This window comes from Citrobacter sp. TBCS-14 (assembly GCF_005280805.1).
Taxonomy (GTDB): domain Bacteria; phylum Pseudomonadota; class Gammaproteobacteria; order Enterobacterales; family Enterobacteriaceae; genus Citrobacter; species Citrobacter gillenii.
Genome location: NZ_SZWM01000139.1, coordinates 17,215 through 36,889 on the forward strand (window position 1 = coordinate 17,215; position 19,675 = coordinate 36,889).

Below are 19,675 nucleotides of genomic sequence, written 5' to 3' on the forward strand. Positions count from 1 at the left end.
TATAGTATTCTCAACGCCCCCACGCTGCGAGGTCAGAACCTGCCCCGCAGCATATAAAGCGCTAATTTATCAGCCCCAGCTCAACAGCGGGCTGAGCGCTTCGCGCCCCACCAGTGCCCGTAGCGCGGGCAGGCGACAACTGTGAGCCAGCAGCGGAGGCAGCGCAAAAATGATGTCGCTGGAGAGCATGACATTCTCCAGTTGCCCCCATAAGTACCAGCCAGTATCAACACCACTTGGCGGAACAAAAAAATGCAAATGTCCGCCCTCTGGCGGTTCATCGGCAATGCCCAGCCACTGGCTAAAGCGCGGGATAGCCGGTGAAACGTGCGTCACCCGCGAGCAGTTACGGACCTGGCTTGCGGGAATGTAAAACTCCTGCGTTCCCATGCGGATGCGCACGGCCGCCAGGTTAACGGGTTGCGTCATCACCACAGGTCTCCTGATAACGGTCAAATACCAGATTCAGATCCAGCAGGGTGAACCAGGTGTCGCCCACCTTGACCACCCCGACCGCAATCGGCTGTAGCGCCGGAGGCAGCGAATCACCGGGTAAATGAATCTGGCTTTCCACCACCTCAAGAACATCAATCAATCTGTCAATCAGGATGCCACTTTGCATCCTCTCACCGCAGCCAATCAGGATAGTCCGTTTTCCCAGGGCGTTAGCCACGGGGTTATCAATCAGGCCGTCCAGCCTCATGACTGACTCCACGCGCCCGCGATAGTTGATCACGCCTTCAAGCATCGGCGGACAACAGGGTACCCACGAGATAGGACGTTCTGCGAGGATCTCTCTTATCTGCGCGCCGTAGAAAGCAAAGTTTTTATCCGCCAGCTGAAATAACACCAGCGTGCACTGCGGCTCATCGACGCTTTCACACTCGGGTTTCTCACCATGATTCAGCGCCAGGATCTGCTCCAGTTGTGGACTCATGCCCTCTCCTTTTCTTCAGCGATACAGAAGGTGTTGCGGCCTTTTTGCTTGGCGGCATACAGCGCCTGATCGGAACGCTCACGCAGCGTTTCAATACGATCGCCAAACTGCCACTGCGCGATACCAGCGCTGAAGGTACTGTGAAAATAGGTATCATTAACGGAGAACGCGACCTGCTCGTAATCCTTGCGTAAACGTTCCACTACCAGGGCTGCCGTTTCGCTGGTGGTATTCGGCATGATGATGGCGAATTCTTCCCCGCCGTAGCGGCCCACGATGTCGGTGCTGCGTAAACGATGGGAAAACAGCTGCGAGATGCCGACAATCACCTGGTCTCCGACGACATGGCCGTAGGTATCGTTAATATTTTTAAAATGATCCAGGTCCACCATCACCATGCAGAACGGTTTACCGCTGTAGTTAGATTCGGCGATCGCGCTTTTAAGAAAGTGGGTGGTCGTCGAGTGGTTGTATAACCCACTCAAACTGTCCTGCGACATCCGGGCGCGCAGGGTGCGCATTCTTTCCGCTCGGATCGACACGGCATGGATCAATCCCTGAGGATCGGCCTGTTTGAGGATAAAGTCCTCCGCACCAATACTCATGGCGCCAAACTGCGCCGTCTTATTAGTTTCACTGGAAAGATAGGCAATCGGCAGGCCAATGTGCTGCGGGATCTGGCGGATCAGTTTGGTCAGATCCACGCCGCTAAACTCAGGCATGTGGTAGTCCATCAGTACCAGATCAATCGGCTGGGCGTTCAGCACATGCAGCAAATACTGAGGTTTCTCCAGCACATGCACGTCCATTCCCGCCATCCGCAGCATTTCCGCGTTGTATTCCGCGACCGCTGGCTCATCGTCAATCAACAGGATCTGATAGGGTTTCTTTAGCGACGGCTGGGTTAAGCGGTGAAGTTCCTGCACTAAATCGGTGATAGACGCCGGTTTAACAAAGTAGCCGTCGCAGCCCGATTTTATGGCGTTAATACGCGCCGTAAAGTCGCTGTGACAGGAGAGAAACAGCACCGGGAAAGCGGTGCCAACTTTCTTTTTCAGATCCGACATGGTCAGCGGGCCGCCGTAGGCGTTGTCCGGAAAGCTGACATCCATGATCACCACGGAAGGCGGTTGCGCCAGTACGGCCTGGGTAAAGTCCTCGGTATTCGCAAAGACATGGCAGGTAAAACCAAAGCAGCGCAGTTGGGTGGCGAGCAGCTCAACCTGATCGAGGTCATCATCGCACAGGTAGATCGGTTTACTGGTACGGCGGACAAACGCCTCCTCTGGACGCTCCTCAGGGTTCGGTAATTTGAAGCCTGTGTCGCTGATACGATGCTCAAGACTGAGCTGTTCTTGCGTCAGGGTATACAGCCAACGGAGGATCCTCCGCAGCTCATCGCAATGTAATGTGCATTGCTCCGGCTCGGTGAGTAATCGCTCACCTTCCGCGGAGGCAGTAGCGAGCGGAGCAAAGCCAAAAGACCCGGCAGACCCGTGAATACTGTGCAGCAAAATATGCAGCTGTTTACGACAAACCTCGCTGGGTTCGGCGACCAGTTGCACCAATAGCCTGTCCGCTTGTGCCAGCATATCGGGAATGCGGCGTAAAAACCCCTGTCTCAGCCGTGAGATTTTTTCCTGAGCGGCAGCCATAGCAAGGTGCTTATTTTCTTGTTTCATCGTGAGGTTTTTGACTTATTCAGTAGCAGGCTGCAGCAGCGCATTGACCGCGGCGCCGAGGTTTTCCGCCAGATTTTCATCTTTTTTCACCCAGCGATCATACGGCACATCGCTGGCCGTCACTTCATTGGCGCTCAGCAAAATAAACGGTTTAGACCAGCCCTGGGCACGCAGCAGCGCCAGCAGATCCAGCCCGCTGATCTCTGGCATATGCAGGTCGCTTATCACCAGATCGAGTGTTTTATCCGAATCCAGGCACGCTAAGGCAGAGATGGCGCTTTCCACAATCACCACCTCGTAGCCGTCCATTTCCAGGAAGACGGATGCCAGTTCAGCGGCAAAAAGATCATCATCAACTAATAAAATTCGCATCGTCTCTCTCGGTGTTGTGCCCTCAGCACAACAGCATTTTTAAGGTTTTTATCAGGCTGTCCTGCTCGAAATCGCCCTTGGCAATATAGGCATCCGCGCCTACCTGAATACCGCGCCGCCGGTCTTCTTCCTTGGCGCGGGAGGTCACGATAATAATCGGCGTGTGCTGGTAGTTTTTCTCGCCACGCAGCGATTTTGTGAAGGTAAAACCGTCCATAAACGGCATTTCGACATCCGTCAGGACCGCATCAAACTGGGTCAGTTTCGCTTTCTGCAAGCCTGACAGCCCATCTTCCGCCAGCGTCACCTGATAGCCGTGCGCTTCCAGTACATTTTTTTCTATCTCGCGGGTATTCAGCGAGTCATCAACCACCAGCACATGCCAGGCGTTTTGCGCCACGCTCACCGGTTTTACGGGCGTACTGGTTTGTCGCGATTGCTGCGCCATCGCCATCAACGCCGGAACTTGTAAAATACTGACCAGCTGGTTCTCCGGCGTCTGGACCATTCCGGATACCAGCGATTGCTGTTGCATATGCTTCGGTAGCGGTTTGATCATCATCTTGCGCTCATCGAGCAACTTATCGACCCGCAGCGCCATCTTGCTGTACTGATTCTGCACAATGATTAAGCGCTGCCCCGCCGGAGAACGGCTTCCCTGACGTGCGTGTATACCGAGTAACAGGCCTGCGCAAACCACCGGAATAAACTCGTTATGCAAAATAATGGCCGGGCGTCCGGCAATATCGCTGATCCCTTCCGGGGTGTACTCCACCACCTCAACCACGTACTGAGCGGGCAACCCAAACAGGTGTCCCTGCTCTTCAAATTGCAGGATACGCATCATTGTCAGTGATACCGGCAGACGCAGCGTGAAACTCGTTCCGACACCTTGCCGACTGTACACCTGCAAATCCCCCTGCAAATCGGTTACCACCGTTTTGCGCACCACATCAAGACCGACGCCGCGACCGGACAGTTCAGAAACGATTTTGCTGGTTGAAAAACCGGGATGAAAAATAAGTTCATTGCACTCCTGCTCGGAGAGCTGCCCGGCCATCGACGCGGGAACCAGTCCTCTACTGACCGCCTTCGCGCTGATGGCCGGATAGTTCAGCCCACGGCCATCATCTTCCACCCGCAGTAATATTCCGCTGCCATCCTGCTGGGTAGTGATGGTGATCGTACCGCGCGTGGATTTACCGAGCGCCAACCGCTCATCAATGTCACCAATGCCGTGATCGACCGCGTTGCGCAGTAGATGCGTCAGCGACTCCGATAGCCGGTCAATAAGCTGGCGGTCAATCTCCACTTCCCCGCCCACAAAGCGGCAGACCACCTGCTTATTCAGCGTGGAGGCCAGCTCACTCACCTGCAATGAAATCGGCTCAAAGAGCGTGGAAAGCGGGAGCATGCGGATCCGCGCCGCCACGTCATACAGTTCAAACATCTGCAAATGCTGAACCTGTACGCTCTCTTTTAACTGGGCGCTGAAATCGCGGATCTGCTGACGAAGTTGCTCTGCGCTTAGCCCTAACAACCGCGGCACAATGTGACTCAGGTTCTGTATCTGCTGTTCCAGGCGGTCATGACCGGCGACCACTTCCCCCAGAATGTCGATCAGATCATCCAGCTTGTTGAGCTTAACGCGCACGAAGTCAGCCTGCTTAATGCCACCGTCCACGGTAATCGACGGCGCGGGTTTGTCCGCGTGAATAACCGCCTCCACCGCCAACGTAGCGGCTTCACCACGGCTCGCACAGGCAAGACGTTCACACAGCCCCGCATCCGCAGGCGGCAGCTGGTTATCCCCTGCGCTAACAAAAAGCTGGGTCAATTGGTTTGAGAGATACTCCACCGCTTCATGAATCAGGTTGCCCAGCGCCCGGTCCGGCGTCAGTTTTTTTTCCCGCAGTTCGCTCAGGACGTCCTCCAGGTGATGCGTGACATCGGCGATACTTTGCAGTTTCAGCATCCGAGCGCCCCCTTTCAGGGTATGCGCGGCGCGAAACATCTCACCGATCCCGGCATCAGTATGTTCCCCAGCGGAGAGCAGAAAGGCCCCCTCGCTGAGCGTCTGCAAATGACCTCTCCCTTCATCAATAAAACGCAGAACGAATTTTTTCAGATCGATAGCCATAATCGTTCTTATTACCCGCTTTGATGGGCGAATTGCGCCAGTTGATGTTCACACAGAAAGCGAAACGTCGTGCCGGGAAAGACCATCGGCAAACGTAGACGACACACCGTTGAAGGATTGTTGATTTCATCGTTAAGTAATTGCATCACCACGCGATAAGTCCGCTGCGCGGGCTGGTGAAGTTCACTTTGGCGATACATTTCGGCCAGATAATAATGCGCGGGCCAGTAACCCGGTTCCTGATAAACCACCTGTTTGAACCAGGCAATCGCCTGCTGCGTCTGGTGCTGCCACATCATCGCCAGACCGAGCAACATTTTTGCCTCTGCCGACCATTCATCCTGGGCGAGGATCTTTTGCGCATTGCCGGTGGTCTGCGAGAACTCTCTCTGCTCAAGCGCAATCACGCCCTGAATCAGCAGCGCATCCTGATGGCCTGGATCGCTGCGTAATACGCAGGCGATGCACTTTTCAGCATCGGAAAAACGTTTTTCATCGAGGCAGGCACGCGACTTTTTCAGCCAGTCGTCAGACTTAAGCGTCGCGGGTGCGGCAGGCTCGACGGCAACAACGGGGGCGGTAACGGTCACGCGCGGCGTAGCCCGTGGTGTTGGCACTACCCGAGGAGATTCAGCGTGGTGGCAAAAATAGAAAATGCTCTCTTCCTGCTCAAGCTTCAGGATATCGAAATTGTTCGCCAGCGTTTCTGCGTTGCCGAAGAACAGAGCGCCGTGCGGCTGCAGCATCTTTTGCAAATTTGCGTGCAGCTCGCGGCGGGTCGGCGTGTCGAAATAGATAGACACGTTGCGCAGCAAAATAATGTCCACTTCCGGCAGCAGTTGCTCTTTGATGATGTTGGTGCGGTGGAATGACACTTTTTCACGGATGGCGTCATGCAGCCGAAACTGGTTTCCCGTACGGGTAAAATAGCGCTGCTGAATTAACGGATCGACGCCACGAAACGAGTAGCTGGAATAGCTGGCATTTCTGGCTTTCGCGAGAATTGCCGGGTCAATATCACAGCCGTAGAGTTCAACCCGTTCCGCCATCCCATCCTGGTACTTTTCATGCAGTTTGATGGCCAGCGAGTAGGCTTCTTCCCCTGATGAACACCCTGCGCTAAGAATACGCACCGGACCGCTACGCTGCTGCATGATGCGCGGCACCCATTTTTCGCAGATTAAATCCAGCGTGTCGCTTTCACGGAAAAAATACGTTTCATTAATCGTAATCAGGGTAATAAAGCGATCAAACTCGTCCTGCGACAGCCGCAGTTTTTCATAGTATTCATAGTAATCAGTGATATTACGCTCAGCCATGCGCTGACTCAGCGCCGATTTCAGCAGCGCTTCCATCGCATTATCAAAGTGCAAACCCACCCGTTCTTTGATCAAGCGGGCATATTCTGGAAGGTTGGGTATCATGGCAATGTACTCTCGAAATGCCCGTGACCTGCCATCGAAAGCAGCACCTTCGCGAGGCCATTCAGCGGGATCGTGCGGTGTATGAGCTGCTTATCAATCGCGTTCTTGTTCATACCAAAGACCACCGAACTTTCTTCATCTTGCGCCAGCGTTCGCCCACCACGCTGGACGATAAGCTCGATGCCGCGACATCCATCGCTGCCCATCCCGGTCATGATCAGCCCGACCGCTTTTTCGCGGAACACCTCAGCGACCGACTCCAGTAACAGATTGCAGCTGGGGTGATACACGTCGCTTTCTTGTCGTGGAACCGTCGCCAGCCGTTGGTTACTTTTGACGATCAGATGCTGTTCCGGTGGCAGGATATAGACATTTCCGGCCTCCACCGGGTCATTATCCTGCGCCAGCCGTACCTTCAGATCGGTTACGCTGTCCAGCCAGTGCACCATGTTCTTGGCGAAACCATCGGCAATGTGCTGGGCAATCAGTACCGGACACGGGAACGTACCGGGTAAATCCTGCAACAGTTTGCTCAGCGCCTGCGGCCCACCGGTCGAACAGGCAATCGCCAGCACATAGGGCCAGTCGGCCGTGGTCTCAACCGTTTCCATTGCCAAACGCGTGCCCGACACACTCGGTTCTGCAGGGTAGCGTAACCCCTTGATATGACGGATGACCTTCACGCCCACCAGCAGTTCCACCTGTCGATGCAGCGTCCGGGTGGCAAGTGGGGAGTCGTAGTTATAGTGCAACACCGCCAGCGCCCCGCGAGAGATGTAATCCTCATCGCCTGCATTTTCACCACCAAAATGCATGACCAGGATAGGGATTGCGCTGGTCGCCATGATGGTTTCAACGATCTCGACGTTATCGGCGGTCGACGTTTCCAGCGTAAGGATCAGCAGATCAGGCCCTAACTGTTGCAACAACCGCATTGCCTGGCGGCGATGGGCCGCCTGCCCAACCACCGAAATATGTGGATGATCTTCCAGTTGCTTGACCAGTTGGTTGCGCGACACGCTGCCCAAATCCAGGATCAGTACCCGAATACCGCGGCTACTCATGCATCCATATCCATCAGGGTGAATGATGCAGAGGCCTCTTTCAGCGCCTTCGACAACTGTGTCATATCCTGACTCACAATCAGAATGTCTTTGATCGACTGCGACGTGTAGTTACTGGCGACAACAATTTCACGCAGCGCCATGACCACCTGATTGCTGGCGGTTTTCTGCTGCTGGGTAGACAGCGAGATCTGCAGCGCCGCCGTAGAGGTTTGCTCTGCGGTAACGACGATATCATTCAGGTGCTCAGCGCTCAGCTGACACGCCCTCGTCCCCGATTTTATGCTCTCGCCACCTTTTTCCGCGTTCAGCACCAGGCGATTAATCGCGTTCTGGATTTCACTAATTTTATTCTCGATTTCAACCGTCGATTCGGTGACTGAATCCGCCAGACGACGGATTTCAGCCGCCACCACGGAGAAACGTTTCCCGGCTTCTCCGGCGCTGGCCGCTTCCAGCGCGGCGTTAAAGGCGATCAGTTTGGTTTGATCCGCCACACTGTTAATAATCACCATCACGCGGCTGATTTCCGTCGACTTGTTGCCGAGCATCATGATTTCACGCATGTTTTGTTGGTTATCGTTGTCGATATCCGTCATACGCATCAGCAGCTGCGACATCGAATCCGATCCTTTATTGCAATCCTCAAGCGTCTGGTTGGCAATATCGACCACCGCCCGCGAATGCTCGGCTATCTGGGTGGAAGAGGCCGACAGCTCTTCCATGGTGGAGGTAATTTCAGCCACCGAAGATGAGGTCTCCACGCTGGTTGAGGCCTGGCCGTCTACCGCCTCGGTGATGTGCAATGATGCCTGGTGCACTGAGTTCGCATGAGACACCATATCCCCCACCAGCGAGTGCAGGCGCTGGCGCATCATTTCTACCGCGCCGAGCAGTTCGCCAATTTCATCAGGATGATCCACCTGCACATCCACCGTTAAGTCACCTTCCGCGATGGTCTGCGCAATCCTCAGCACGCGGTTTAGACGGCGTGAAATCAGGAAGCGGCTGGCAATCGCAATCAGCAATAAAATGATGGGTAACAGCAACGCGGTGAACAGCAACAGGCCATTGCGCACAAGATTGCTGCTCTTGGCGACATCATCCACATAGCTGGTGGTGGCGATGATCCAGTTGATCCCTTCAATGTACTCATAGACGGCAACTTTGGTCTTAGGTGCGACACCATAACCACTCACCCAGTTGTAGTAGGTGATGCCATTTTTATGTTCGAGGATATCGGCAAACAGCTTATAACCGTTGGCGTCAGTAATATTCACCACCTGCTGGTTTGCCAACGAAGGATGCGACAGCATACGTCCGGGATCAAACCCGGCGTCCAGCACGTAGGCATAACCATTTTTACCAATATGTACATCGAGTAAGTGCCTGATGATCGGTTGCAGGGTCTGTTTGACATCAAACCCGACCGCCACGGCACCAATCACCTGACCATATTTATCGGCAATCGGCTCATAGTGGCTAATAAACTGCTTACCAAACAGCGTGACCACGCCAGAAAACGGTTTATTTTTCAGCAGTAATGGCAATGCCGGATTATCGCGCCCCAGTGCCGTTGTCGTTGCCGTGTTACCTGAACTGGCCAGCAACGTACTGCTGACACGAACAAACTGCTCGCCCTGCAGAATAAACGTGCTGGCAAAGACGCTGGTTAATTCGGTGAAATGTGCATTGGTATTCGTGTTACTGAGAACCGCTTTTAATTCGGTAGAGTCCATGTAACGTAGCGGTTTTGCCGCCACGTTCTGGTAATTGTTAATATAAACATTACTGTAATGCTCCGCATCCCGGGTAACCCTTTGGAACTCATTAGCAATACTATTATGGAAAATACGGGTGTTGGTTTTGATCATTTCCAGCGCATTGACCTGCAGCTCGCTGGACAGATAATTCGATAACATAAAAGAGGCGCCAATCAGCAGCGTGGCAATGCACACCACCAGAATCATGCCGAGTTTCATCGCGACACCCAGGTGAATACTGTGCAGCCAGGCGAGCACTCGTGCAGTGGGTCCGTCTGAAGATATGGCCGCCGGGCGTTCTTTTACTTTAATCATGTCACTCATATTTTTTATTCTCTGTCTGAGAAGGCGCTGTTCTTTTTTTGAGTCAGAATTGTGCTGGCGCCACGCTATTTCAGCGTGAGCAGCGGTGTCGGCTTACCAATGTGATATCCCTGCAACCACCCCACGTTCATTTGCTCCAGGCATGCCTGAATACTGGCGTTTTCCACAAATTCGGCGACGACTTGCATGTTTTTCATTTCGGCAACGCGGCAGAATGATTCAACGATGTAGTAGCTGATTTCACTTTCCGTGATCCGCCGAATAAACGAGCCATCAATTTTCAAAATGTCCGCCTCGATATTCATCAAACGCGCATGGCTGGCGAACCCGGTACCAAAATCATCAATCGCCACCCGGCAGCCTAACTGGCGAATTAAACGCAGCGTTTCTACGGTTTGTTGTTTATCGGACAGCGTATCCGCTTCGGTAATCTCAAAAATAATTCGCTGCGGCGCGACGGCGTATTCCTGTAAGAGCTGGGTGATCTTCGAGACAATATTTGAACGACACACCGTCACCGGTGCCAGGTTAATAGAAAAGCAACGCTGTGGATGGTGACACATGGCTTTGAGCGTATTTTCGATGACCCATAAATCGATTTCCGGTGCCAGCCCCGCATCATGCGCCACCGGCAGGAAACTGTTTGGCGAAATAAACTCACCCTTATCGTTTAACATGCGGATCAATATTTCATGATAGTGTTCTTCGCCCTGGGTGCTGACAATAGGCTGGGCCATCAGCACAAACGCATTGTTATCCAACGCATTTTGCAACGCCGTGCGAATATCGGTTTTATCCACAATATGGTTGCCAAGCATGCGGCTATGTTGCGTTTCCAGGTTTTCGGGTCTGCCGTTGGTCAGAGACAACCCCGCGACCATGCCCAGTTTCCCCACCAACTGATAGATGTCATCGCTCACATCGTGAATCAGGCAATAGCCCAAACCACTGCGAAACCCCAGCCGCTGATTATTATGAAAAAGGCGAAAACCGTTAGCAGCCTGGTATAAATCACACAACCGCTCCCAGGTACAATTTTCCAGCCTGATCAGCAGATCATAACCGGCGTGATAATAGACCTTCTCACTTTCGACCAAGTGCTTTTGCAAATGCTCAGCCAAAATTTTCTGATAACGGGTACGAAAATGAAAACCGTAGCGGCGGGAAAAAAGCTCCAGTTCGGGGAGTTGAATCAGGCACACCGTCGCATGTTCGGTCGTAAAAAGCTCCGTCTTCAGCGCACGCAAGTTTGCCATGCCCGTCATCGGGTCGGTCAGACCTAATACCAGCGCCTGGCTAAATCGTTGACGGGTAAATTTTGCCAGCGCGCCCATAATCACAATGGTGAGTGAAAAGATAAAAATAAGCGTTGAAACCATAGCCTGGTGCAGCATGAAACTCTCATCGCTGGCGATATAATTATCGTTATGCTTGCCCAGAATAATTAATACCACCGTCCACACTAGCATCGTAAATGAGTGGCCAATCTTAATAGCTCCCCACAGCATCAACGGGAAAAGCAGGATCAGGCTGTAGAATGAGAAGAAAATATTCGAGTTATAGGGCGACGTTAAACATAGCATCAGACCAATAAGCACGGTGCACCACGCCATGACGCCGTATACCGTGACATTGCCTTTGCATTGTTCGCCGATCGACTTAATAAAGGTAAACAACCAGGACGGTCGGCGCAGGATGCGAAATGCTTTATAGAAAAAGGGGATCCCCGTCAGGCAACCGTTAGCAAGTCCCTGGACACGCACCAGCATTTCCAGACTCATAATATGCAGGTTCGCCACATCCGATCGCTGACTGTGGGGAACCACAAAGGCGAAAATTTTGCTGAAAAGCAGATACAGCAAAATGTTGTAGCCGCAGAGCCAAATCATACGATTCAGGCTGATGGTGATCCGGCTAAAGCTGGCGCTACTGCGTCTGCCCGTCACTTTACGATAAATGGCATAGCTCAGCGTCGATGCCGCCGTCAGGCACAACGCATCCACGTGTTCGCCTACAGGACCAACCCAAAACATCACCGCCAGAAACAGCATTATCCCCGGCAGAACCCGATAACCAAAGAGAACCAATGCGGCGGAAAATACGGCTAATTTGAGATCGTAAACGGTTAATAGAGTATTATTAAGAATGCAGTAACCGTTAAGATAGTGTGCCAGTGGATAAAAAAGGCCAGGAATAGCAAGCGGCAGACACCATTCACGAGTGATTTTTGCAGTGTTTGTATTTATTATTGCGTCCAAATCAATTTATCCGCTATACACTATACCAATAGGACTTTAATCCAGATTCTAATGTCGCAAACAAATCCATTTGGGCCAGTCATTAACCATTGTAAAATTGATGACATTAACCGCACACTGAGAAAATAAAAAAGGTTCTACATTGAAGCGTGCATCTTATTCATATCGCATCAGAAAATAAACCATCATTTATAGATAAAAATGGACATATCATGATATTTTTATTTTTATCTCACCAGTTAATAAGCCACCTAATCAATTGATTAATAGTGTAAAAACACAGCACCGCCAGCGTATCCATCGCACATCTTTAACGTGTGTACAAAAAACATTCCTTACAGGCATTAATGTCAACATTAATACGACACATCACCACTGAATGAAATTGTGTTTTAATGTACATTTTTATCTGTTGACGAAATGTACAGCGATCCTTATATTTATACACCGTTATTTTATCGTTAGCTATTCAGCTCCAGTGTTAATTAAATGTTGTACCTGAGAGTTTCACACCTTTCATCTACTTACTTGTAACAAAAATACCCATACTGTTATTTCATTAAGTCATAAAAGAAATTTAATTCAGCATATATGTGTATTTTCAGGAATTAAAAAGAATCCGTGGCCACGTCTCTGTTTTCCCTAAAGGCAATAAAAGGATGGCAACATTCGATCACCGGCAAAATAACACAGTTTTTGCTGGCGGGGATCATTATTGCGTTTGGTGCTGGTGCCTTTACCAGTTGGAGCCTGATCGACAACTTTTCTTATCAGCAGTGGGTACAGAGAGCAGAAGCCAACGCCCAGATCATGACCTACATCATCCGCAGCGTGTATACCACCGTTTCGGTTGAAACCCGCGACACGGGGCAAATATCCCGTATTGTCTCGGACAGACAGCTTGGCGATACCGACTCCATTATTCAGACCGGCTACAACCCGGTAGACGTTCTGGCACTAGCCTCAGCGCAAACGCACAATCCCACCTGGATGTTCCTGTATACGCCCGATAAAGGTTTCGTGGGCATCAACAATAAGTCTGAAGAGGGCGACGGGGTAATCTCCTTCGCCGGGCGTTTGCCACGTGATGTGCTGGTCAATGACTATATCGGATTTGCCCAGATCAACGGCGAAGCGTGCTTCATCAGCGCCGTCCCTGTTCTGACGCCCTCAGGTGAAATCCTCGGCAGCCTGATAAGCAGCATTGGTAAGAAGAGTGATCTGTACGCTGCCTATGATGCGATGTTGAAAAAAAGCAGTATCATTTTCGTCCTCATTTTACTGGCAACTCTGACGCTGGTGACGCTGTTCATGCGCCGTCTGTTCCGCCCGGTTCCGTTGCTGATTAACTCCATTACCCGCATTGCCCACGAAGAAACCGACTCTGTCACCCCCTATCTTGACCAGGATGATGAGATTGGACATCTCGCCAGCGCCATTGAAAAATTGCGCGTCGCGATGAAAGAACGCGGCTATCTACAGCGCATGCATGAAATGTCGCAAAAGATGGAGCATATGGCCCATCATGATTCGCTGACAGGCTTACCCAATCGCGTCTCTTTCGGACTGGCGCTGGATAAACGCGTCAGTGAAGTCCAGCAGGCAGAGAAACCGTTCAACCTGCTGTTGATTGACCTCGACAACTTCAAGCCGGTAAACGACACCTTCGGCCATAAAGCCGGCGATGAAGTGTTAATCAACGTGGCGCAGCGCCTGCAATTATTGCTGGGGCCAAACGATATGGCGGCACGTCTGGGCGGGGATGAGTTTGCGATTCTGCAACAGGTCAGCGACAACGCCGTTAAAGAGGCGAACCGGCTGGCGAAACGTATTCTCCGCGCGCTGAGCACACCGTTTAGCTGGAGCACCCACACGTTCTCTATCAGTTGCAGCATTGGCATTACCAGCGCACCTTATCAGGGCAATAATACCTCAACATTGATGATCAATGCCGATCTGGCCATGTATGCCTCCAAGCACCATGGCCGCGGTTGCTTCCATTTCTTCGAAGACGGCATGGTGATGAAACAGAGCCACAGCCTGTTCATTAATCAGGAAATTATTGATGGTATTGATAACGAGCAGTTCGAACTTTACTACCAGCCCATCGTTAATCTGCAGGATGAAACGGTTCACGGCTACGAATCTCTGATCCGCTGGAATCACCCGACGAAAGGGCTGATTTACCCGGATTACTTTATCAATATTGCTGAAAGCTCGGGCCTGATTGTGCGTTTAGGTGAATGGGTCATTCGCCAGTCTTGCGCCGTCGCCGCAAAATGGCCGGAACACATCCGCATTGCCGTCAATGTGTCAGCCAACCAGCTACACAGCCCTGGGCTGGTCGACGTCATCAAAGAAGCGTTACGCACCAGCCAACTGTCAGCCAATCGACTCGAAATTGAAATCACCGAATCCGAGAAACTGGATCAGTCTATTGCCCTCCCGGTACTGAAAGAGATCCGCGCGATGGGGATCGACATCGCAATGGACGATCTGGGAACAGGCTACGCCGCGCTGGACTATTTGCTGGTCTATCCCTTCACGCGCATCAAGATTGCCCGCACGCTTATCGATAAATTAGAGCAGGATAATGCCAGCCAGTACTTGATTGTGATGCTTATCCAGTTCGCGCAAAAGTACAATATCTCCGTCACCGCGGAAGGGGTGGAAACACCGCTCCAGCGCAACATTTTGCGCAAAATTAAGTGCCAACATGTGCAGGGATATTTCTTCAGCTATCCGCTGCGCGAGCGTGACGTGTTGTCTGCTTTTGCCGATGAAGCCCTTGCAGAAGAGGTTATGCATGACTAATCGCCTGCGTTTGGCAACGCGTATTGTGCTTGCCGCTGCGCTGTTAATCCCCTTCTCTGCACGCTGCGCGACGGATGTTTTGCCCGAACAGCGCACGCTGGAGAAGATTGCCAGTATGAAAACTATCACCCTCGGTTACCAGGATGATGCCTTTCCTTTCTCGTACCAGGAAGGTACGTCACCTGCTGGCTATTCCATTGATATCTGTAAAAATATCGTCGCGGCGCTGAAAACCAAACTACAGCTTAAAACATTGAAAACGCAATGGGTGCGCGCAAACTCGGCATCTCAGTTTGTGCTCATTAAAAAACACATGGCCGATATCATGTGCATTCCGGCTTTTTATTCGAAGGGTCGCCACAGCATTAGCGAATTCTCATTGCCATTTTACTTTTCCAGCACTCGCTATGTGATGCGTAGGAATGATTATAATGGCAATCTACAAGCACTTTCCGGGCACAGCGTGCTGGTAAAAAGCGGCACAGTTTACGTTGAGCAACTACAGAAAATTAATACCGCCAACGCGCTTAACATTAATATTGAGTTGGATACTAACAACAACGTCGCCTTCAATGGCGTTCAGAGCGGCGCCTATCCGGCGCTGATTTCCAGCACTGTATTATTAAAAGGGATGATTGCGCAGGCCGCCAACCCGGATGAATATATGCTATCCCGTATTGCGCTCAGTGCGCCACTTCCGGCGGGACTGCTGCTCCCTTTACACGATAAAGAATTTAAAGCTTTTGTGGATGACACGTTATCTTCTCTGATGACCAGCGGTGAGTTTACGACCTTGTACAATAAATGGTTTCAGTCTCCAATACCGCCGAAAGCCATCAATTTAAATATTCCCATGTCAGATAATCTGAAAGCATTAACGTCAGCAAAAAAGAAGATCGGTTTTGATTATGAAAAATATAATTAAGCATGAGATGGCCCGGATAAAACGTGTGGCGCAGGGGCTGATTTTACTGGCTGGCCTCACCGTGTCCCCTGTGTTGATGGCGCAGCAGAATGCCGCCACGCTGGAACACATACAAATCAGCAGCGTACTGAACGTGGGTTATCGCCAGCTGCCGCCGTTTTCCTTTACCGACCCAAACGGCAAGGTAACGGGGTATACCATTGCGGTGTGTAACCTGATTGCGGACAAACTGCGGCAGTATCTCAAGCTCAATAACTTAACCATTCATTATATTCCGGTGAATTTTGCGGAACGCTTTTCTGCATTAAAAACACGTAAAATAGACATGGACTGTGGCGTAAATACTAACGCGCCAGAGCGGACCTCCAGCGTTTCATTTTCCGTTAACTACTACATCGCGAAAATGCGCATCATCTCTTTACGTAAAAACAATATTCATTCCCTGGCTGACTTAAAAGGACGAACGGTTAGCCTGACAGGCAGTTCAAAAGATTTGCTGGAATTCAACAAGGCGAACCGGGAACAGCATCTTAATATTTCAACAATAACCACTACCACGATAAACGGGGCGTTTAATAAAATGGCGCAGAATGAATCTGCAGCGCTGTTTATCGATGATATCCTGGCCTGGCCGCTGATTAATCAGAGTGAACTGCCTGACACATTCAGCGTGTCAGCCGAAACCATCGGCGCGGATATGCACTATGCCATTATGATGCGCAAAAACGATCCGCAGTTTGTGGCGTTCATCGACAGTTCACTGAAAACCATTTTCGCTTCCCCTATTAATGTACAGCTGCGCAAAAAATGGCTGGCGCCTTATGCCTGTAAACATACGGGAAATCAGCCTGCTACACCGTGTCAGCATCACCCTTGAAAAAAATAAGCGTCTGTTCACTCACTCGCTTACTTCGCCTCTGGCAGATCCCAGGGGCGCTGTTGTTGCTATTGATGGTCAATTCGCTGCGCGCGGCGTGGGATTTTGCCACCATCATGCAGAAGTCCGATGTCCTCTATGGCCCCGCCAGCGCTGCGGCACAACAGCGCATCAACGCCTGGCAAAAGCTCTTAATTCAACTGCGCCATGCCGATGAGCAAACACAGCTGCGCGCGGTAAATCTGTTTTTTAATACCCAGCTCCGTTACGCCGAGGATAGCGACGTCTGGCACAACGTCGATTACTGGGCGACGCCGGTGGAATCCCTGCGCCAGGGTAAAGCGGACTGCGAAGACTACGCCATCGCAAAATATTTCACGCTGCGGCAGTTGGGTGTTTCCGAAGAGAAGCTGCGTATCACTTACGTTAAAGCCCTACGTTTAAACCGCGCACATATGGTACTGACCTGGTATGCCACGCCTGACGCCATCCCTCTGGTTCTCGATAGTCTGACAAACACCCTTTCACCGGCCAGCCAGCGTCAGGATTTATTACCGGTGTACTCATTTAACGATAGCGGCCTGTGGCTGCCGGGCAACCAGAACACAAAACGTATTGGGGACAGCAAGAGACTTTCTCGCTGGCAGCAAGTATTCACCAAAATGCGGGAAGAAGGCTTCCCGATAGATAAATAGGGAACGTCAGTGTCACTTTTTAAACAGTTACTTTTTTCTATTTCTCTTTTCATGATGATTGTCTTCAGCGGCAGTTTTATTGTGACGCTGGAAAGCTCCCGCCATCAATACAACAACCAGCTGCTGGCGCATGCCCAGGATGCGGCAACGGCTCTGGGGGTTTCACTCACACCGAACGTCAACGATCCGGCGATGATCGAGCTGATGGTGAGCTCTATTTTTGATAGTGGTTACTATCAAAAAATCCGCATCGTCGATCTGACCAACGGTACAACGATGCTGGAACGTCACGCGGCGGCGTCGATCCCGGATGTACCCGGCTGGTTTGTGGATCTGGTAGATGTGGTCCCGCAAACGGGCAATGCCACCATTATGCGCGGTTGGCAACAGGCCGCCCGCGTGGAGGTCACCAGTGACCCCATCTTTGCAGTGCAACGTTTGTGGAGCAGCACTGTAGGCAATTTGGTGTGGATGCTGTCCTGTAGTCTGGCCTGCCTGCTGGCGGGGGTTATGCTGTTGCGTAAACTGCTGCGCCCGCTTAACTATCTGGCGAAACAATCAGAAGCGATTACCCGTCGCGAATTCCTGACGCTGCCTGAACTGCCAAAAACGCCGGAACTGCGCCGGGTCGTCGCAGCCATGAACCTGATGGCGACCAAGCTGAAATCACTCTTTGAAGAGCAGGCTATCTATAGCGAGCGCCTGCACAATGAGGCCTATCTCGACAGCCAGACCGGTATTGCCAACCGCCGCGCATTTGATATGCAGTTGCAGGCACGACTGAGCGATGCGGATACCGCACCGGGCTATTTGATGTTGGTTCGCGTTCAGGATTTGGGGGGGCTGAACCAGCGTTTTGGCGGCCCGCATACCGATAAGCTGTTGCTGAATATCGCCAACCTGTTGAATGCACACAAAGCCAAATACGCGCCGCTCGACAGCACGCTCGCCCGCATTCGGGGCGGCGAGTTCGCCCTGCTCTGCCCCGGCGTCACGCACGGTGAGATGCTGGAACTGCGTACTTCGCTGACGCAAAAACTGACGGCATTTTATGCCACCGGAATGTCAGATCAACAGCCGGTCGCCTACTGCAGCATGGTGCCCTTCAGCGCCGGAGACAGTCCGCAGTCGTTGTTGATTCAGGCCGATCGTCTGCTGGTCGAAGCGGAAACGCATACCGACCACCAGGTCGTGCCGACGACAGAGGTCGCCACAGCGAGCGAAGATCAGCATTTATGGTTTGTGCGTCTGGAGCACGCGCTGGAGAATCAGCAATTTCAGCTGGTGTATCAGCCCGTGGTCGATTGTCATCAGCCGGATAAAATCCTGCATTACAAAGTGCTGTCGCGCATTGTTGATGAGCAGGGCAATACCATTAACGCCGGTCGTTTCCTGCCGTGGATCCACCGCTTTGGCTGGAGCCATCGTCTGGACAAGGTCATGTTAAAACTGACCTTAAATCAGCTGAAAATCGCCCCCGGTAAGTTAGCGCTGAGTATTTCAGGCAGTTCAGTAACCAGTGCTCGCGCCATTTCCGACCTGTTAAATCCGCTGAAATACGCACCAAAGCTGGCCGGTCGGTTAATTCTCGAGCTGGATGAAAACCAGCTACCTGGGCCGAACCAAATGGCGATGTTTGTTAAAGCCGTAAGTCAATATCGCTGCTCGCTGGGCCTGCAACACTTCGGCAGTCGCTTCGATATGATTGGTCATCTGTCACAGTGGGGCCTGGCGTATCTGAAAATCGACAGCAGCTATATCCGCCATATCGACAAAGAAAAAGATAAGCGCTTGTTTATTGAAGTGCTCTGTAACGCCACCCGCAGTATTGATTTACCGCTGATTGCCGAGCGCGTTGAAACCGCAGGTGAGCTTAAGGTGTTGCAGGAACTGGGCGTGGATGGCGCAATGGGACAGCTGTTAGGCGAGCCCGCGCCGCTGTGATGAAAACAGGCCGTCTGGACGCCGTTGTTTTGCTTGCTTTTGCCGGATGGCGCTTCGCTTATCCGGCCTACAAAATCAAATGGTTATGATTTTTGTAGGCCCGGCAAGCCTGCGCCACCGGGCATTTTCTACGTTGTCTGCAGGCTGTCTGTTGCCGTTAAAAAATTCGGTCATCGTTACCGAGCAGTTGTTCTAACCCCCCGAGTTCCTGACGCGCGTTCGCGCGATTCATTAATTTAACCTGCGCCATCGGCGGTAGATCGGTAATCGCTATAACGCCTTTACGGATCAACAGGTAAATCAAGTCATCCAGTACGCGCACCATCTCCAGGTCGCTCTTTTGCAGCATGGCCAGGAACTGTTGGTTGTCTATTTCAGTGCCGTGTTCATCAGGTGGAACAGCATTCATCTTGTTGCCTTAGATTAATATGTCGTGACGCGACTGCCCCGTGTACA

The 19,675-nt window shown here is 51.7% G+C and carries 15 protein-coding genes; 5 read left to right on the forward strand and 10 right to left on the reverse strand.

Features of this window, described 5'->3' with window-relative positions; all coding sequences use genetic code 11:
• Nucleotides 1–69: 69 nt before the first annotated feature.
• From FDX22_RS02385 to FDX22_RS02425, 9 genes are all read right to left on the reverse strand, one after another.
• On the reverse strand, nucleotides 70–429 hold the full coding sequence (locus tag FDX22_RS02385) for a hypothetical protein (protein WP_096755950.1): 360 nt from the start codon (nucleotides 427–429) through the stop codon (nucleotides 70–72).
• On the reverse strand, nucleotides 413–937 hold the full coding sequence (locus FDX22_RS02390) for a chemotaxis protein CheW (protein WP_096755949.1): 525 nt from the start codon (nucleotides 935–937) through the stop codon (nucleotides 413–415). Before FDX22_RS02390 ends, FDX22_RS02385 begins: the two co-directional genes overlap by 17 nt.
• Entirely contained in the window at nucleotides 934–2,619 is a 1,686-nt protein-coding gene (locus FDX22_RS02395) for a diguanylate cyclase (protein WP_115257615.1), read from the reverse strand. Before FDX22_RS02395 ends, FDX22_RS02390 begins: the two co-directional genes overlap by 4 nt.
• 15 nt (nucleotides 2,620–2,634) lie before the next feature.
• Nucleotides 2,635–2,991: a response regulator gene (locus tag FDX22_RS02400; protein WP_135911512.1), complete on the reverse strand. Its 357-nt coding sequence runs from the start codon at nucleotides 2,989–2,991 to the stop codon at nucleotides 2,635–2,637.
• A gap of 22 nt (nucleotides 2,992–3,013) precedes the next feature.
• Complete coding sequence (locus FDX22_RS02405) at nucleotides 3,014–5,131, reverse strand: response regulator (protein WP_146716662.1); 2,118 nt, start codon at nucleotides 5,129–5,131, stop codon at nucleotides 3,014–3,016.
• An 11-nt stretch (nucleotides 5,132–5,142) separates the two neighbouring features.
• Nucleotides 5,143–6,555 (reverse strand): protein-glutamate O-methyltransferase CheR, encoded by a 1,413-nt coding sequence (locus FDX22_RS02410; protein ID WP_146716663.1) that lies wholly within the window; start codon nucleotides 6,553–6,555, stop codon nucleotides 5,143–5,145.
• Complete coding sequence (locus FDX22_RS02415; protein WP_137362602.1) at nucleotides 6,552–7,619, reverse strand: chemotaxis protein CheB; 1,068 nt, start codon at nucleotides 7,617–7,619, stop codon at nucleotides 6,552–6,554. Before FDX22_RS02415 ends, FDX22_RS02410 begins: the two co-directional genes overlap by 4 nt.
• On the reverse strand, nucleotides 7,616–9,706 hold the full coding sequence (locus tag FDX22_RS02420) for a Cache 3/Cache 2 fusion domain-containing protein (RefSeq protein WP_146716664.1): 2,091 nt from the start codon (nucleotides 9,704–9,706) through the stop codon (nucleotides 7,616–7,618). The genes FDX22_RS02415 and FDX22_RS02420 overlap by 4 nt, the downstream gene beginning before the upstream one ends.
• 65 nt (nucleotides 9,707–9,771) lie before the next feature.
• On the reverse strand, nucleotides 9,772–11,964 hold the full coding sequence (locus tag FDX22_RS02425; protein ID WP_117343168.1) for an EAL domain-containing protein: 2,193 nt from the start codon (nucleotides 11,962–11,964) through the stop codon (nucleotides 9,772–9,774).
• Nucleotides 11,965–12,585: 621 nt separating this feature from the next.
• Between FDX22_RS02425 and FDX22_RS02430 the strand changes: the two genes are divergently transcribed.
• Genes FDX22_RS02430 through lapD form a run of 5 tightly spaced genes read left to right on the forward strand, consistent with a single transcriptional unit; the run spans nucleotide 12,586 to nucleotide 19,219 of the window.
• The gene (locus FDX22_RS02430) at nucleotides 12,586–14,778 is read left to right on the forward strand and encodes a bifunctional diguanylate cyclase/phosphodiesterase (RefSeq protein WP_117343167.1); all 2,193 of its coding nucleotides are present in this window, start codon (nucleotides 12,586–12,588) and stop codon (nucleotides 14,776–14,778) included.
• Nucleotides 14,771–15,703: a transporter substrate-binding domain-containing protein gene (locus FDX22_RS02435; protein ID WP_137399658.1), complete on the forward strand. Its 933-nt coding sequence runs from the start codon at nucleotides 14,771–14,773 to the stop codon at nucleotides 15,701–15,703. The genes FDX22_RS02430 and FDX22_RS02435 overlap by 8 nt, the downstream gene beginning before the upstream one ends.
• Nucleotides 15,687–16,580: a transporter substrate-binding domain-containing protein gene (locus FDX22_RS02440; protein ID WP_146716665.1), complete on the forward strand. Its 894-nt coding sequence runs from the start codon at nucleotides 15,687–15,689 to the stop codon at nucleotides 16,578–16,580. Before FDX22_RS02435 ends, FDX22_RS02440 begins: the two co-directional genes overlap by 17 nt.
• Before the next feature lie 5 nt (nucleotides 16,581–16,585).
• Nucleotides 16,586–17,275, forward strand: coding sequence for a cysteine protease LapG (gene lapG, locus FDX22_RS02445; RefSeq protein WP_170974770.1), 690 nt, complete (start codon nucleotides 16,586–16,588; stop codon nucleotides 17,273–17,275).
• Nucleotides 17,276–17,284: 9 nt separating this feature from the next.
• A complete protein-coding gene (gene lapD / locus FDX22_RS02450) occupies nucleotides 17,285–19,219 on the forward strand; it encodes a cyclic di-GMP receptor LapD (protein WP_137362598.1) in 1,935 nt (644 codons plus the stop codon).
• A gap of 157 nt (nucleotides 19,220–19,376) precedes the next feature.
• Here the strand turns inward: lapD and FDX22_RS02455 are convergent, their stop codons facing one another.
• Nucleotides 19,377–19,628: a hypothetical protein gene (locus tag FDX22_RS02455; protein WP_370316670.1), complete on the reverse strand. Its 252-nt coding sequence runs from the start codon at nucleotides 19,626–19,628 to the stop codon at nucleotides 19,377–19,379.
• Between the last annotated feature and the right edge of the window lie 47 nt (nucleotides 19,629–19,675).